The sequence below is a fragment of the Streptomyces sp. NPDC001604 genome (assembly GCF_042893475.1).
GTDB lineage: Bacteria > Actinomycetota > Actinomycetes > Streptomycetales > Streptomycetaceae > Streptomyces.
The window spans coordinates 22,949-38,888 of the sequence record NZ_JBIAUY010000006.1; the positions used below are offsets into that span (position 1 = coordinate 22,949).

Annotated in this window: 14 protein-coding genes and 1 tRNA gene; 6 read left to right on the forward strand and 9 right to left on the reverse strand. The window is 69.9% G+C overall.

Annotation, left to right across the window (positions count from 1 at the left end; translation table 11 throughout):
• Positions 1-484 precede the first annotated feature (484 nt).
• On the reverse strand, positions 485-2,560 hold the full coding sequence (gene fusA, locus ACFY1E_RS18500) for an elongation factor G (RefSeq protein WP_389077026.1): 2,076 nt from the start codon (positions 2,558-2,560) through the stop codon (positions 485-487).
• A 400-nt stretch (positions 2,561-2,960) separates the two neighbouring features.
• On the opposite strand from fusA, the gene ACFY1E_RS18505 reads away from it, so the two are divergent.
• The 3 genes from ACFY1E_RS18505 to ACFY1E_RS18515 all read left to right on the forward strand — a co-directional run bounded on the left by ACFY1E_RS18505 (position 2,961) and on the right by ACFY1E_RS18515 (position 5,538).
• Positions 2,961-3,416 (forward strand): tellurite resistance TerB family protein, encoded by a 456-nt coding sequence (locus tag ACFY1E_RS18505; RefSeq protein WP_266962873.1) that lies wholly within the window; start codon positions 2,961-2,963, stop codon positions 3,414-3,416.
• 78 nt (positions 3,417-3,494) lie between these two features.
• Complete coding sequence (locus ACFY1E_RS18510; RefSeq protein WP_389077029.1) at positions 3,495-4,628, forward strand: acyltransferase family protein; 1,134 nt, start codon at positions 3,495-3,497, stop codon at positions 4,626-4,628.
• 400 nt (positions 4,629-5,028) lie between these two features.
• On the forward strand, positions 5,029-5,538 hold the full coding sequence (locus ACFY1E_RS18515) for a MarR family winged helix-turn-helix transcriptional regulator (protein WP_389077031.1): 510 nt from the start codon (positions 5,029-5,031) through the stop codon (positions 5,536-5,538).
• Positions 5,539-5,645: 107 nt separating this feature from the next.
• Here the strand turns inward: ACFY1E_RS18515 and ACFY1E_RS18520 are convergent, their stop codons facing one another.
• The 6 genes from ACFY1E_RS18520 to ACFY1E_RS18545 all read right to left on the reverse strand — a co-directional run bounded on the left by ACFY1E_RS18520 (position 5,646) and on the right by ACFY1E_RS18545 (position 11,482).
• Positions 5,646-7,397 carry a PP2C family protein-serine/threonine phosphatase gene (locus ACFY1E_RS18520; RefSeq protein ID WP_389077034.1) on the reverse strand — a complete coding sequence of 584 codons (1,752 nt, stop codon included), beginning with the start codon at positions 7,395-7,397 and terminating at the stop codon, positions 5,646-5,648.
• The gene (locus ACFY1E_RS18525; protein WP_389077036.1) at positions 7,384-8,442 is read right to left on the reverse strand and encodes a SpoIIE family protein phosphatase; all 1,059 of its coding nucleotides are present in this window, start codon (positions 8,440-8,442) and stop codon (positions 7,384-7,386) included. The genes ACFY1E_RS18520 and ACFY1E_RS18525 overlap by 14 nt, the downstream gene beginning before the upstream one ends.
• The gene (locus ACFY1E_RS18530; RefSeq protein WP_389077039.1) at positions 8,442-8,885 is read right to left on the reverse strand and encodes an anti-sigma regulatory factor; all 444 of its coding nucleotides are present in this window, start codon (positions 8,883-8,885) and stop codon (positions 8,442-8,444) included. Before ACFY1E_RS18530 ends, ACFY1E_RS18525 begins: the two co-directional genes overlap by 1 nt.
• Positions 8,885-9,298 (reverse strand): STAS domain-containing protein, encoded by a 414-nt coding sequence (locus tag ACFY1E_RS18535; protein WP_389077040.1) that lies wholly within the window; start codon positions 9,296-9,298, stop codon positions 8,885-8,887. The genes ACFY1E_RS18530 and ACFY1E_RS18535 overlap by 1 nt, the downstream gene beginning before the upstream one ends.
• The gene (locus ACFY1E_RS18540; RefSeq protein ID WP_389077042.1) at positions 9,295-10,179 is read right to left on the reverse strand and encodes an STAS domain-containing protein; all 885 of its coding nucleotides are present in this window, start codon (positions 10,177-10,179) and stop codon (positions 9,295-9,297) included. Before ACFY1E_RS18540 ends, ACFY1E_RS18535 begins: the two co-directional genes overlap by 4 nt.
• Positions 10,180-10,321: 142 nt before the next feature.
• Positions 10,322-11,482, reverse strand: coding sequence for a PP2C family protein-serine/threonine phosphatase (locus tag ACFY1E_RS18545; protein ID WP_389077802.1), 1,161 nt, complete (start codon positions 11,480-11,482; stop codon positions 10,322-10,324).
• 145 nt (positions 11,483-11,627) lie between these two features.
• On the opposite strand from ACFY1E_RS18545, the gene ACFY1E_RS18550 reads away from it, so the two are divergent.
• The 3 genes from ACFY1E_RS18550 (at position 11,628) to ACFY1E_RS18560 (ending at position 15,234) form a co-directional block, all read left to right on the forward strand.
• Positions 11,628-12,113, forward strand: a complete 486-nt coding sequence (locus ACFY1E_RS18550; RefSeq protein ID WP_389077044.1) for a MarR family winged helix-turn-helix transcriptional regulator — start codon at positions 11,628-11,630, stop codon at positions 12,111-12,113.
• A gap of 499 nt (positions 12,114-12,612) precedes the next feature.
• The gene (locus ACFY1E_RS18555; protein ID WP_389077804.1) at positions 12,613-14,133 is read left to right on the forward strand and encodes an FMN-binding glutamate synthase family protein; all 1,521 of its coding nucleotides are present in this window, start codon (positions 12,613-12,615) and stop codon (positions 14,131-14,133) included.
• Positions 14,134-14,256: 123 nt separating this feature from the next.
• Complete coding sequence (locus ACFY1E_RS18560) at positions 14,257-15,234, forward strand: YihY/virulence factor BrkB family protein (protein WP_389077046.1); 978 nt, start codon at positions 14,257-14,259, stop codon at positions 15,232-15,234.
• Between the two features lie 63 nt (positions 15,235-15,297).
• Here ACFY1E_RS18560 and ACFY1E_RS18565 read toward each other — a convergent pair.
• Positions 15,298-15,385: transfer RNA gene (locus tag ACFY1E_RS18565), tRNA-Leu, on the reverse strand.
• Positions 15,386-15,576: 191 nt separating this feature from the next.
• Positions 15,577-15,894, reverse strand: a complete 318-nt coding sequence (locus tag ACFY1E_RS18570; RefSeq protein ID WP_389077048.1) for an ANTAR domain-containing response regulator — start codon at positions 15,892-15,894, stop codon at positions 15,577-15,579.
• Positions 15,895-15,940: the final 46 nt, after the last annotated feature.

Genomic DNA, 15,940 nt, shown 5'->3' on the forward strand with positions numbered 1-15,940 from the left:
GCGTACGCCAGGGCCCGTGGACGGGCCGTAAGCGTGAGCCTGCGGGCAGTCGTGCCGCTTGGGGCGGCACGGGTGGGCACAGGCGGCCCCCTGGCGCCAGGTCGCGCGATCTCCCGTCCGCCGCGGCAGCGACCGTACGCCCTCGTCACCCACGCGAACGGTGCCCCGACGCCCGGGCGCCGACCGCCCACGAGCAGTGCCGCATCCCGGCGCCAGGGCGACCCCGCCCGCGTACGCCAGGGCCCGTGGACGGGCCGTAAGCGTGAGCCTGCGGGCAGTCGTGCCGCTTGGGGCGGCACGGGTGGGCACAGGCGGCCCCCTGGCGCCGGGCCGCGCGATCTCCCGTCCGGCACGGCAGCGACCGTACGCGCTCGTCACCCACGCGAACGGTGCCCCGACGCCCGGGCGCCGACCGCCCACGGGCGGTGCCGCATCCCGCGTCAGGGCGGCCCCTGCCCACCTACGGCAGGGGCCGCCCCCTCGTTCACCGGGCCGGTGTCACCGTCGGTGCCGGTGCGTAGCCCGTGGGGCGGGTGGTGAAGGTGCCGCGGCCCTGTGTTCGGCTGCGCAAGCGGGTTGCGTAGCCGAAGAGTTCGGACAGGGGCACGGTGGCCGTCACGATCGCCGCGCCGCCGCGTGTGGTCGAGCCCGAGACGCGGCCGCGGCGGGCGGCCAGGTCGCCGAGGACGCCACCGACGGCGTCCTCGGGGACGGTGACCGTGACCTCGACGACCGGTTCCAGGAGGACCATCGTGCAGGCCCGAAGGGCCTCCCGCAGACCGAGCCTGCCCGCCGTGCGGAAGGCGGTCTCCGAGGAGTCCTTCACATGGGTCGCCCCGTCGGTGAGGGTCACTCGCAGTCCGGTCACCGGGTGACCGCCGAGCGGTCCCTCGGCAAGGGCGTCCCGGCAGCCGGCCTCGACCGCACGGACGTACTCCTGCGGCACCCGCCCGCCGACCACGGCCGAGCGGAACTCGAACCCGGCTTCCAAGGCCTCGACGTCGAGGACGACGTGGGCGAACTGGCCCGCTCCGCCGTCCTGTTTGACGTGCCGGAAGACCAGACCGGACACCCCGCGCCCGACCGTCTCGCGGTAACTCACCCTCGGACGGCCGACGTTGACCTCCACCCCGTGGGCGCGCCGGAGTTTCTCCGCCGCGACCTCCAGGTGCAGCTCACCCATCCCGGACAGCACCGTCTGGCCGGTCTCGGGGTCCGTCCGCACGACCAGCGAGGGGTCCTCCTCGGCCAGCCGTGCGAGCGCCGCCGCCAGCTTGTCGGCGTCGGTGGAGCTGCGGGCCTCGACGGCCACGGAGACCACCGGCTCGGCGACACCCGGAGGTTCGAGCACGATCGGCGCGCCGGGGGCGCACAGGGTCGAGCCGGCGCGGGCGGACTTCAGCCCGACCACGGCGACGATGTCCCCGGCGACCGCACGGTCCACCTGCGCATGCCGATCGGCCTGCACCCGCAGGATCCGCCCGATCCGCTCGGTGCGGCGCGCGCCCGCGTCCCACACGGCGTCTCCCTTCTCGATCGTTCCCGAATACACGCGTACGTACGTCAGCCGCCCCGTAGGGGTGGCGTTCACCTTGAACGCCAGCGCCGCGAACGGCGCCGCCGGATCGGCCGCCCGCTCCTGCTCCGTACCGTCGAACGTGCCTTGTACGGCGGGCACGTCGAGCGGCGAGGGCAGATACGCGACCACGGCGTCGAGCAGCGGTTCGATGCCGCGGTTGCGGTACGCCGAGCCGCACAGGACGACGACGCCCTCGCCGCTGCGGGTCAGCTCGCGCAGCGCAGCGGCAAGGGTCTCCGGCGCGAGGGCCCCGTCCAGACAGAACTCCTCCAGCGCACCGGCGTGCAGCTCGGCCACCGCCTCCTCCAGCAGCCGCCGACGCCGCGCCGCCTCGGCCAGCAGTTCCTCCGGCACCGGACCTTCCACGGCCGTGTCGGCGCCGTCGGCCCAGACCAGCGCCCGCATGCGGACGAGGTCCACGACACCGCGGAACCCGTCCTCCGCACCGATCGGCAACTGCACGACGAGCGGCGCCGGATGCAGCCGATCGCGGATCGATGCGACGGCCGCGTCGAGGTCGGCGCCCGCACGGTCCAGCTTGTTGACGAACGCGATCCTCGGCACACCGTGCCGGTCGGCCTGCCGCCACACGGACTCGCTCTGCGGCTCGACCCCGGCGACGGCGTCGAACACCGCGACCGCCCCGTCGAGCACCCGCAGCGAGCGCTCCACCTCGTCGGCGAAGTCCACATGCCCGGGGGTGTCGATGAGGTTGATCCGATGACCGTCCCAGGCGCAGCTGACCGCCGCGGCGAAGATGGTGATCCCACGATCGCGCTCCTGCGGATCGAAGTCGGTGACGGTGGTGCCGTCGTGGACCTCACCGCGCCGGTGCGTGGTCCCGGTGGCGTACAGGATCCGCTCGGTGACGGTGGTCTTGCCCGCGTCGACGTGGGCGAGGATGCCGAGGTTGCGGACGACGGCGAGGGAGTCGAGGTTGGTGCGCACGGCCCGTTGGCCTTTCTGGTGATCGCTGATCATCGGCGATGATCGGAACAGGGCAGCGCGATTCCCGGGCGAAACGGTCCCGGCGACGGGCGCCGGTGAATACGGCGGGCCGCGTCAGACGTTCGTCACGGGCATCCGGTACCGGCCGCGCAGCGGGCACCGGACGGACGAGGACACGAGGATCACCTCGAACTGCGAGCAGGGGACGACGACATCGGTGCAGTAGCGCACGGCCGTCCTCCTCACTCGTCCCGCGCGTCACGGCGACGCACGGTGCCTGGCGAGTGTAGGGAACGCGGAGCGGGCGGGGCACCGGATTTTTCCGGCGGCACGCAGCAGGTGAACTCTCCCGGAACGGACGGAACTTATCCTCCGCGCCACGAGTTTCCACGGTGCTGTAGATCTCTTACGACACCGAACACATGGAGTTCTCATGGCCCTGTGGGACCGCATCAAGGAATCCGCGTCGACGATGCAGACCCAGCTCGTGGCGAAGAAGAACGACCTGAAGAGCGGAGCGTTCCGCGACGCCAGCATGGCGATGTGCGCCCTGGTCGCCGCCGCGGACGGCACCATCGACCCGGCCGAGCGGCAGCGCGTGGCCCAGTTGATCGCCACCAACGAGGTCCTGCAGAACTTCCCCGCCGACGATCTGCGCCGCCGCTTCGAGGAGAACCTGAACAAGCTGACGACGGACTTCGCCTTCGGCAAGGTCAGCGTGCTGCAGGAGATCGCCAAGGCGAAGAAGAAGCCCGCGGAGGCCAGGGCCGTCATCCAGATCGGCATCGTCATCGGGGGCGCCGACGGCGACTTCGACAAGACGGAGCAGGCCGTGGTGCGGGAGGCCTGCTTCACTCTCGACCTGCCGCCGCACGAGTTCGACCTCTGATCCGGCGTCTGCCTGAGCTGCGGCGCAGCTCACCTCTGCGGGTGGTTTACGTCGCGCAGAACCGGTGAGGCGCGTGGGATGTCCCACCCCCAGGCCACAGCCGTAACTCAGGCAAGACACGCATCAGAAAGCGCCGGCTCCCCACGCGGGGTGCAGCAAGGGCGGGTGAAGCAGCGCGACGCCTATTTCGACAATGCGAAGTATCTGGCGATCGTGCTGGTGGCGATGGGCCACGCGTGGGAGCCGCTGCGGGACGGCAGCCGGACCGTCACCGCGCTGTACGACCTCGTCTACGCCTTTCACATGCCGGCGTTCATCGTGATCTCCGGCTACTTCTCCCGCGGTTTCGACGCGAGCCCGGCGAAGATCAGACGACTTGTGACCGGCATCGCCGTTCCGTATGTCGTCTTCGAGACGGCGTACACGCTTTTCACTCGCTGGACCGACGGCGTCCCGGACCGGCCGATCACCCTCCTGGACCCCTTGTATCTGACGTGGTTCCTGGTGGCGCTGTTCATCTGGCGGCTGACGACCCCGCTCTGGCAGAAGCTGCGCCGACCGCTGCCGGTGGCACTCGTCGTCGCGATGCTGGCGACCGTCTCCCCGTCGATCGGCAACGACCTCGATCTGCAGCGGGTGCTGCAGTTCCTGCCGTACTTCGTGGTCGGTCTGTGCCTGCGGCCGGAACACTTCCGGCTGGTACGCCGCTGGAAGGTGCGCGTCCTGGCCGTGCCGGTGTTCATCTGTGCGCTCGCCGCTTCGTACTGGGCGGTGCCGCGGATGACCGGCGCCTGGTTCTTCCACCGCGACAGCGCCCAGGAGCTGGGCGCGCCCGCCTGGTACGGGCCGGTGATGACACTGGCCACGTTCGGCTGCTCGATGGTCCTGGTCGCCTGCTTCCTGGCCTGGGTGCCGGGTCGCCGCCTGTGGTTCACCGCACTGGGCGCGGGCACGCTGTACGGCTACCTGCTGCACGGCTTCATCGCCCAGGGGTCGAAGTTCTGGGGCTGGTACTCCCCCGCCTGGATCCACGGTCCGCTCGGCGAGATCACCGTCACGCTCGTCGCCGCCGCGATCGTGACCGTGCTGTGCACACCGCCCGTCCGGCGGGTCTTCCGCTTCGCGGTGGAGCCGACCATGGAGTGGGCGTTCCGACGGGACACGGCCGGGGTCGTGCCGGGCCGCGGCGCGCAGGGGGGAGCGGGTCAGTGAGGTGACCGCGGTTGCCTGCGGGCCTTTGTCTGTCTGTGAGCAGGAAGATCCCGAGGGGAGGATGCCTGACAGAACGTCACTCACTCTGCCGAGTGCCGCCACTTGGCTTTGCAGGACCATGACGATCACGGCCGGATCAGCGGTTGTCAGAAGTGCCCTGGCCACCGAAAACCTGATTCCGGCCGATTAGCTATATTTTACGAATGGCCACGGTCGGCTCCCACCGTGGAGCGACGCTCGGGCAACTCCCTTCGGTCGGGCCCGCTTCCGTCCCGGCGCCGACGCTGTCCGGGCGACGTCCGGCCGACCCCGGAGCGGCTTGCCCCCCTTGCCTTCGGGTACAGCGGTTGAATGAGGATTATCTCTGCAGCGTCCGAAACCCAGTGAAAGCGATGTGTTCGTGACCCGTCTCGACGGCCCAGGCGACGACCGTGTGGAGAGGTCGGGCGACGGCCCGGACGCCGTCGCGTCGGAGATCGCCGACGCTGTGGAGAGTCTCACCAACCTGTGGTCGCTGGCTGCTCAGGAGGCGGCCGTGCGCCTGTCCCTGCACCAGCTTCGGGCGCTGCGGACGCTGGAGACGACACCAGGCCTGAACCTCACCACGCTGGCCGAGCGCCTTGACATAGGGCTTCCCACGGCCAGCCGGCTGTGCGACCGGCTGGAGGCGGCGGGGATGCTGGAGCGAACTCTGCACCCGCAGAAGCGCCGCGAGGTCCGGCTGAGCCTGACCATACAGGGACGCCGAGTGCTGGAGGATGTGGCGTCGCGCCGGGCGGACGTACTGACGCTCGCGTTGGCGGCCATGGAACCGGCGGAGCGGTCGGCTCTCAGCCGCGGCATGAGAGCCTTCCTCGCCGCTCGGGGCGAGGTGCCGCCCACTCCGAAGGAGCAGCCTGGCGAGCGGTGACGGGACCGGCTCAGTGGGGCTCTGTGCAGCGGGTTCTGGCGGGTCGCGCGACCAGCGCACATGACCGGCGCGGCAGGACGCAGGACCGCTGCGGCCGGGGATCGGCGTCAATCCATGTGTGTCCCCCTCGCCCGCCCTGGACTCACGAACGGAGCGGTACGGCACAGCAGGAGGCAGACGTCGTCGTCGCGTTCGGACTCGTGAACCAGGGGTTTGAGGAGGGACTCGGAGCACACGTCCAGGTCTTCGAGGTCGGGTTCGTGCAGTGCTGCCAGGGTCTCGGAGAGCAACTCGATGCCGGCGTCTATGCCCTGAGTACGCCTCTCGATCAGACCGTCGGTGTAGAGCACCAGAGTGGAACCCGCTTCGATCTCGGTCGTGTGGTCCGTGTACTCGAACGGGATCGGCACACCCAGCATGACCCCCGGCCTGTCGTCCAGGACACGCACGGCCCCGCCCGGAGCACGAAGCACGGCCGGCGGGTGGCCGGCGGCGGCCCAGGTCACCTGGAGGTCGTCGGGCCTGAAGCGCGCGATCATGGCGGTGGCGTAGAGGTTGGGCTGCTGGTGGCAGAGCATGCGGTGCAGCCGTGTGAGGATCTGGGCGGGGCTGGTCTCCTCGATCGCGTACGCGCGCAGTGCCGTGCGCAGCTGGCCCATGATGACGGCGGCGCGCAGTCCGTGTCCGGTGACGTCTCCTATGACGGTCAGCAGGCTGCCGTCGGGTTGGAAGAAGGCGTCGTACCAGTCGCCGCCGATGTTGAGGCCGCGGGTGGCGGGCAGGTACCGGGCGGCCAGGTGCAGGCCCTCGGCGGCGGGGAGTTCGGTGAGCTGGGCGCGCTGGAGTTCCTCGGCGGTGTCCCGGTGCTGCTCGTAGCGCAGGGCGTTGTCCAGGCCGATGGCGACACGGCGAGCCAGTTCGAACAGCATGAGGCTGGTGTCGGCGTCGAAACGGTCTCCGGGTGCCGCGAGCGTCAGGACACCGAGGGATCGCCGCACGGTGAGGGGGATGCACAGCAGAGGACGATCCGGCGACAGAGCAGAGGGCGGAAGGTCGTCGGTGCCGGGCAGGTCACCGGGGTGCGGCCCGGCGTGCTGCGGGCGGTCGGTGCGGGCTGCGGCCACTGCGGCGGCAGAGCGGTGGCTCTTTCCGGCTGCCGGCTCCTCCTTGTCGAAGAGCCAGACGTCGACCTCGCTCGCGTACTCCGGAATGAGCAGTTCGGGCAGACGGCGCACGATGGTTTCGTGATCGAGCGACGCGGTGACGACCGCGCTGGCGTTGGCGAGGAAGGTCAGCAGGCGTCGCGCCTTCTCGGCCTCGCCGCGCGCGGCCCGTTCCGCGTCGAGCAGTTGCTGTTGGGTCAGTGCGGCGGCGTCCAGTTCGGCGTGCAGGGCCAGCACACCCTGGTTGGTCTGGTGCAGTTCCTCACGGTGGAGACGGAGCAGGTTCTCCGACTCGTCCAGCCTCTGCAGAACCTCCGCCGTCTCCTCGTCCGCCGCCAGTAGCGCTTCGGCCAACGCGGTGTCGTCCCGCTGCGCCGGGAGGGCCGCCCCCTGTGCCCGCGGGCCGGGGCAGGACAGGGCGAGGTGCCATGACGAGGCATCTTCCGGGGAGAGCGTGACCGACCGTACGACAGCCTGTACGTCCACGCCCCCGTCCGGGCCTGGTTCCTGGACGGCAAGGGAGAGTTCTGCGCCGCCATGCCCGAGCGACTGCCGCAACTGTGCGGTGAGCGCGGTGAGGAACCGCGCCCTTTCGACCTCGGGCGCGCCCAGGGAGGCTGCGAGGTGTGCCACGAAGGCCCGGGCTCGGGCGGCCTCCGTGACTGTGGTGATCTTCCGGACGTCAGGCGAGGTCATGGTGTCGGTCCACGGGGTCAGAGGCCAGGACGGCCACGCTGGTGTCGTCGCGCACCGGGCTGGCAGCGCTGCTGGCATCACGCAGGAAGGTGGCCGCGACCACCGCCGGGTCATGGGTGAAGAGGTCGGCGTCGTCGGACGGCACCCATCGGCTGGGCAACCCGTCACTGTGCATGACGAGCAGGTTCCCAGGCCGCCAGGGCAGGCGACGTACGGGCACGGTCGCCGGAAACTGGGCGCCGACGATTCCCGGGTGGGAGATCAAGTGGTTCCAGGAGGCGCCGGCATGCAGGCGGGCACCGATGTTGCCGACGCCGGCGAACGCCAGTTCCCCGCTGTCGGTGTCGACTTGTGCCACGGCGACCGCGGCGCCTCGGGTGGGCCGGAGCGCCGGGTGCATGCGGCGCAGGATTTCCTCCGGTGGCAGGTGTGCCGAGCGGTGCAGCTCGGCAACGGCGGCGCCGGACGCGTGCGCCGCTCTGGCGCCGTGGCCGAGGCCGTCGGCGAGCATCAGGGTCAGGCGGCTGCCCGACCGGGCGAAGCTCCAGGCGTCTCCCGAGTGCTCGGCCCGGTCGAGCGGGACGTTGATCCCTCCGGCCCTAGGACCCGGCGCGCGCCGTTCCCGACGCCTTGCGGGCTCCTGGTCGAAACGGGCGACCGCGACGGTACCGCGGGGGGTGCTGTGTATGTCGAATTCGCTGGATATGCGCAGACAGGTACCCAGGCCGGCGCCCAGCGACGCCTCTCTGGTGGTGTACCCGTCCCGCATGGCCGCGGTGATGTCCTGGATGCCTGGGCCGTAGTCGATGGCTGTCACCTGCACCCCGGAGGTGGGTGTGACGCCGGGCTGGTCGACGAGGTCGATCAGTACGCGGCCGCCGTCGGCGTGCTTGACCAGGTTGGTGGCCAGCTCGGTGGCGACCAGGGCGGCGACCGCGGTGCGGTGAGGGCCGAGACGTGCCTGTGTGCTGGCCGCCTCGACGGCCACCCGGACGTCCCGTACCCGGGTGGAGTCGTGCACCGGGATGTCCCAGACCCTCGCCATCACACCCCCGGCCGGGCCGCGGGTACGCCCGGGGTCCAGGAGGCGACGGTGACAGTCGTGCCGCGACCGGGTTCGGTGTCGATCGCGAACTCGTCGACGAGGCGCTTGGCACCGCTGAGACCGAGTCCCAGACCACCACCACTGGTGTATCCGTCGGTCATGGCCAGCTCGACGTCGCGGATGCCGGGCCCCCTGTCGACGAAGGAGAGCCGCAGCCCCCGAGCCATACCTGCGGTCAAGGGCACGATTTCCACGTGCCCGCCGCCTCCGTGGACCAGGGTGTTGCGGGCCAGCTCGCTGGCGGCGGTGACCAGCTTCGTCTGCTGCACCAGTCCGAAGCCGAGGTCGGCCGCGCTCTGGCGTACCTGCTGGCGGACCCACGCGAGGTCCACATCCGAGCGGATCGGCAGTCTGGTTTCGACGGCGGGGTCGGAGGCCGGCATCACGTCGCCCTCTCGTGTCCGTCAGAGGCGCTCGGTGTGGGCGTCCGGGCGAGGAGTTCCAGTGCCCGGTCGATGTCGAGCGCGGTGGTCAGCCCAGGCAGGGTGAGGCCCAGCTCGACCAGAGTGATCGCCACGGCCGGCCGCATGCCGACAAGGACCGTGCGGGCCGCCAGCAAGCCGGCGCTCGCCGCGATCTCGGCAAGGATCCGTCCCAGGAAAGAGTCGACGGTCTCCACACCGGAGATGTCGATGATCACACCGTTCGCCCCGCTGTCGGCGATGCGACGGCTGATGTCCTGCTGGAGTTGCTCGGCCGTGCCGTCGTGCAGCTCCCCCTGAAGGGTGACCAGCAGAGTCTTGCCCATCGCCAGGACCGGCACCACGGTCGGGTGGCCCGGGAAGGGGGCGGTCACCGCATGCTCGCACGGGGAGACACTTCGATGCCCAGCCGGCTGAGGGCGTAGGCCAGGGCGTCGGCGAGTGAGGCGCGGGTGAGGACCGAGCCGAGATCGATGCCGAGTTGCACGATGGTCTGTGCGATGGCCGGACGGATGCCGGAGACGATGCACTCGGCGCCCATCAGCCGTGCCGCGGCCACCGTCTTCATCAGGTGCTGAGCGACGAGGGAGTCGACCGTGGGTACACCGGTGATGTCGAGGATCGCGTACCGGGCACGCTGGTCCACGATGCCCTCCAGCAGGGACTCCATGACGACCTGGCTGCGGGCGCTGTCCAGCGTACCGATGAGCGGTACGGCGACGACGCCCTCCCACAGACTGATGACCGGCGTGGCGACTTCGAGCAGTTGCTGCCGCTGCCGCGCGATCAGCTCCTCGCCCGAGCTCAGCGCCGCCTGCATCACCACCAGCCGCAGAGTACCCATCAGGACGGTCAACGCCAGCAGGCCCTCGGCCGCCTCGGGCGAGGAGGGATCGGAGAACTCAGCCCTCAGCAGCTCGGCGACCGGCTCCCGCAGGGCGGCCACCTCGTCCGCGATCCGAGCCGGGCTGGAACCCGCCCGGGCCCGTGTACCGGACATGCCTCCCAGCTGGTCGCGCACGCTGTCGAAGCCTGGCGAGGCGATGTCCTCCAGGCGTCCGGACGAGGCGACGTCGGACAGCGCGTCCACGACGGCTTTACACGCGTCGACCGCTTCTTCCCGCGATACGGTGAACACAGTCCGGAAGAGCGGCGCATCGGCCCAGCGCTGAGCGATCTGCTCTCGGCGGCGCTCCAGGAAAGTTCCCAGTCGGCGCGCCGACAACTCGACCGCCTCTTGCTCCGACACCTTCATCGTCTCCTCCGTACAGGGTCATCGATCGACCACATCCGAGACGCAATTATTGCCTCATGGCAAACGTTAGCGTCGCCGGTCTGTTGCAAACAACACGGGATCGCCACACCGATACGGGCGCCTGGGCGATTCCCGACTTCGGTCAGATTCCGTGCCAGTCGAGGCAGACGACGAGTGCGTCGTCATCGGCAACCGAACGACCGCGGTGACCGGTCAATTCCCGGAGAATCGCGCGCGGGACCTCGGCAGCCGGCAGCAACCGGGTGGACTGGATGGCCCGGGCGAGCGCGGCATCGCCGTACTCCTCGCCCTCGGGATCGGCGACCGCGTACACCCCGTCACTGACGAAGACGAGCCGGTCACCGGCCTCCACCCGGAACTCCTGGACCACGTAGTCGGTCTCTTCGAACATGCCCAGCGGGAGCTGCGCCTCGAAGGTGACGCGTTCCACCGCACCGCCACGCAGGCGCAGCAGGCGCGGTGAGCCCGCGTCCACCACCGCGGCGCGGCCCGTGGTGAGGTCGAAGTCGAACATCAGCACCGACAGGTAGCAGCGGCCCCGGTAGTGGGCGTACACCGCCTGGTCGGCCAGGGCGGCCTGGTCGTCGATGGGGAGCCCGGCGCGCCGGGCGTTGCGCAGGGCGTTGATTGCCAGGTTCGTCAGCAGGGAGGCCTCTATCCCCTGGCCCATGCCGTTGGTGACGTACAGCATCAGGTGGTCGGCCGTGGCGGACCAGTCGAAGTTGTCACCGAAGATCCCGTACGCCGGCTCCAACTGCGCGGCCAGGTCGTACTCCGGGCGGGAGCAGGAGCGCCCTGGAAGCAGTTGCCACTGCATCTCGGCGGCCAGCGTGAGCCGGTCCTTGCGCCGGGCCTGGAGGTAGATGTCGGTGTCCCGCTCCGCGACGACCACCTCGTGGCCGAGCACCTCCGCGATGTCGGAGAGCTCACCGAGCAGGTCCTGGACCCCGCTGTCGGGCGACAGGGTCACGGACAGCACACCCAGCCGGTCCCCGCGCACACTGACGGGAAGGTGCACCCGGACGCGGCCGTCGTGATCTGATTCGACGACCGGCTCCTGGGCACCGAAAGCACGGCCCGCCACGCTGTTGTGCACGGACACCGGCTTCACGGCCTGCGGCGGCACCGCCACCGGCTGAAGCACCGACAGGCCGTAGTCGGCCATCAGGAGGTCGACCGACTCCGCCGCGTACTGCTCGATCAGCACACGACGGACGGCGTCGAGCAACTCGTGGGGTGCCGCTGCGCGCAAAGCCCGCTCAGCGATCACATATCTGTTCACGGTGGTAAACACACCAATCCTTCGGCGACACTTACGGGCCTCGCTCGCGACGAGGCCGCTCGATAGCCGCGTCAAGCCGTCCGAACCATCTGTTGCCCCTACGGGCACCTAGTACGCTGGCGACCGTCCCAGTGCCTGCGAGAGTGTGACAGTGGCCGCCTTCCGCCCCCGCCGGAAACCCGGCGAGATCGCCCGAGTGACCGCGACGGCTGGAGAGTTGCTGGAAGTCCTGTGGGGCCGAGCGTCCACCGCGCCGGCGTCGGCGTCGCAGATGCGGGTGCTGCTGACCCTGGAGCACCAGGACGGCATCAACCTGCGCACGCTGTGTGACGCACTCGCCTCCACGCCCCCCGCCACCAGCCGGCTCTGCGACCGGCTGGTCGCAGCCGGCTTCGTCGAGCGTGTGATCAGCCAGGCCGACCGGCGCGAGGTCCGGTTGCACCTCAGCAACCGGGGTCGCACCTTCCTCGACGAGCTGCGCGCGCGCAGGGAACACGAGCTGCAGGCGGTGCTGCAGCTCATGCCCGTCGGCAAACGAGCGGCGCTACTGGAGGGGTTGGAGGCGTTCTGCGACGCGGCGGCACTGCAGATACACGTGAACGGGGAACAGCCCGGGAACCGCACGGCCTGAACGCCGGGTGGTGCGACCGAACTCCCCGGCACCCCGGGGCTTCGGTGGCCAGCACGCGGAGCGGTCTCCGCCCACCGGAACATTCCACATCCTTCCCCCAGCGGTACGACACGGCTACTTTGTTGTCCTTGGGTCATTGTTGTCAAATGGCAATGAACGTCTTGAGGGCCTTCAGGACTTCGGATACCCCCGGACCGCCATCGGTCGACTGTGGGCCTTACCTCGACGTAGAACGCGTCTGATCTCAGCGCTTCCGGGTAAGCGGGCCGAAGTGCCATTGAGAACGAACCCCTGAAGCTCGTCCCACTGGCTCGTCAAAGGGCCTCCGCTCCGCCTGAGGGAGGTCCGGTTCTGCGTGGTTGATGTGAGGCGTTTTCCGAGGATGCGCGGTGTGGGCCGCGTGGGAGAGTGAAGAGTGCGGGCGTTGATCTCGGGCTCGGCCCGGTGGCTGTTCTTCGCGGTGGTGACGTGCGGCGCCATCGTCCTGGTGGTTCTCTCGCTGCTCGTCACCGCGTGGTGCTGGGTGCCGGCCGCGGTGCTGCTGGTGCTGACGGCGGTCGGCGTGAGCGATCTGCTGCAGCGTCGGCACTCCGTGCTCCGCAACTACCCGATCCTCGGACACATGCGGTTTCTGCTGGAAGCGGTACGGCCAGAACTCCAGCAGTACTTCATCGAGCGCAATTTCGACGGCCGGCCCTACGACCGTGACGTGCGCTCCATTGTCTACGAGCGGGCCAAGGGAACGGACGCGGAAGAGCCGTTCGGTACGGACCGCGATGTGGAAGCCGTCGGGTACGAGTACCTGGTTCCGTCGATGGCGCCGAAACCGGTCGCCGATCGTCCCCCGAGGGCGCGGGTCGGCGGGCCCGGCTGTACCCAGCCCTACGACATGGCGCTGTTGAACGTGTCGGCCATGAGCTTCGGCGCCCTGTCCACCCGCGCGATCCTGGCGTTGAACGAGGGCGCCGCACGCGGAGGGTTCGCCCACGACACCGGCGAGGGCGGCCTGTCGGAACACCACCTCGGGCCCGGCGGGGACCTCATCTGGGAGATCGGCACCGGGTACTTCGGCTGCCGTACGAAAGACGGCGACTTCTCCGAGGAGGAGTTCGCGGACAAGGCCGCCCACCCCCAGGTCAAGTGCGTCTCGCTGAAGCTCTCCCAGGGCGCCAAGCCCGGCATCGGCGGAGTCCTGCCCGGCGGCAAGGTCGACGCCGAGATCGCCCGCGTCCGCGAGGTGCCGCAGGGACGGACGGTGATCTCACCGCCGTACCACCGCGTCTTCAACACCCCGCGGGAACTGGTGCAGTTCCTCGCCCGCATGAGAGAGCTGGCCGGCGGCAAGCCCACCGGGTTCAAACTCTGCCTGACATCCCGGATGCAGTTCCTGGCGGTGTGCAAGGCGATGCTGGCCGAGGACGTCACCCCGGACTTCATCGTGGTGGACGGCGCCGAGGGCGGTACGGGCGCGGCGCCCTTGGAGTTCGCCGACCACCTCGGCACCCCGCTGACCGAGGGCCTGACCACTGTGCATGCCGCCCTGGTCGGTACCGGTCTGCGGGACCGTACAAAGATCGGAGCGAGCGGCAAGGTGGCCACGGGCACCGACATCGTCAAGCGCCTCGTCCAGGGCGCGGACTACACCAACGCCGCCCGCGCCATGATGTTCGCACTCGGCTGCATCCAGGCCCAGCGCTGTCACACCAACACCTGCCCGACCGGAGTGACCACGCAGGATCCGCGCCGGGCCCGCGCCCTGGACGTCGCCGACAAGGCCGAGCGGGTGCGCCGCTTCCAGGAGGCGACGGTGCGCAGCGCCCAGCAGATCATGGCCGCCATGGGCGTCACCGACCCCACGGAGCTCCGCCCGACCATGCTGCGACGGCGCGTGAACCCGACCACCGTCCTGCCCGGTGACCAGTTGTACGACCTGCTCGAGCCGGGCCAGTTGCTCGCGGAACCGCCGCCGAACTGGGCCGCGGACTGGGCCGCGGCCGACCCCGACCACTTCGCCGTCTAGCCCGACAAAGGATGGCGGCTTCGCCATCGCAAGGAGCGCGGGCTGAGGGGGAATCGCGCCCGGCAGCGGACCGGTGAGGCAGTAGTGAGGATGCCCGGTCGTTCCCGCGGGAAGTAGACGATCATGGATGGAACCGACGGTCGCAAGCGAGAGTGGTGGGCGGCGCTGTGCCGCACACCGCTGGCGGTCTGGAACGATGACGTCACCGACTGGGCCGCCGCTCTGACCTACTACGCCGTCCTCGCCCTGTTCCCCGTCCTGCTGGTGATTCTCTCGGTTCTGGGGCTGACCATGCCCGCTACGACGCCTGAGGTGATCGACCGGGTGACAGGGGTCGTCCCGCTCACCTCCCGCGGGCTGCTGCGCGGTGCTCTTCTGCAGATGGCCGAACAGTCGTCCGCGGCATGGGTGCTGGTCTCCTTCGGCGTCGCGGGGGCGTTGTGGTCGGGCTGCAGCTATCTGAGTGTCTTCCGCAGGGCCCTGCACGCGATCCACCACGCCGACGCACGCCGGCCGGCATGGCGCACCGCCCCGCGGATCGTCATCACCGCGATCGTACTGATCAGCCTCCTCCTCACCACGACTCTCGCGCTGTTGGTGAGCGGGAGCCTGGCCAGGCGTCTGGGCCGGGCGTTCGACCTGGGCACCGTGCCCCAGACCGCGTGGGACGCGCTGCGCTGGCCCGCTCTGGCCGCGGTGGCGGTCGCCCTGGTCCTGGTGCTCTACCGGTCAGGGCCCGCTCCCTCGAGGCGGGTGCGGAAAATGGCGCCGGGCGGTGGGCTGGCGATCGCGCTGCTGCTGACCATCTCTTACGGCTTCACCCTCTACGCCTCGCACGTGAGCACTTACCACCGTCTGTACGGTTCGCTGGCGGGCGTGGTGGTCTTCCTCATCTGGCTGTGGCTGTCCAACCTGGCGCTCTTGATCGGCGCCCAGTTCAACGTGGAGCTGGCGAAACCCGCCCCGCATCGGTCTCACGCCCTGCTTCCGACCGAGCAGGTCGAGCCCCGCCACTCGAGCACCGCACCTCCGCCGCGCTCAGCCCCCGGAGCCGCCCACGAGGCCGGAAGGCCCCAGAAACGACGAAATACCGGCGAGTAACCTGACTCGGCCGGTAATTCGTCAACGTTCCGGGACGATCTCGTGAACGTCCCTCATCACTGGTGGTGTCCGAGGGGGGACTTGAACCCCCACGCCCGATAAAGGGCACTAGCACCTCAAGCTAGCGCGTCTGCCATTCCGCCACCCGGACCAGGTGTCTGCCGCCTGGCCGGGGGTGTTCCCCGCGGCGACATGAACAACAATACCAAGCTTTCGGAGTGCCCTTCACCTGCATATCCGCCCCTCGGGCACCGGCTCCGGACGGCCAGTCCCGGGCGGCGGGAAACGTCACCGGGTGTGATGGCACGACTACGGCTGTCGGCCGGATCCACCTCGGGCGCTTCACGTGAGTGGCTGGATCCCGTCGCTGGCCGCGAAGTCCGCCGCCACCGCCCGCACCTTGCGGCGCTGCTTGCGGGAGAGGGCCACGAGCATCTCGAAGGCGGTGGCCTCGTCGCAGCCGCGGCGGGCCATGAGCATGCCCTTGGCGCGCTCGATCAGGGCGCGCCCCTCCAGGGCCTCTCTGAGCTGGCGGTTTTCGAGTCTGAGCGCCTCCACGTCGTCGATCAGGGCGAGCGCCGCGCGCATTGCGTCCATGAGGGTGGCCGCATGGTCCCGGTCCTCTCGGGGCGAGGGACCCGGTGGTCCGTCGTAAGACATGCGGGTCATGCTTGTCGCGGAATCACAGGTTCAGCAGGGGGTCTGT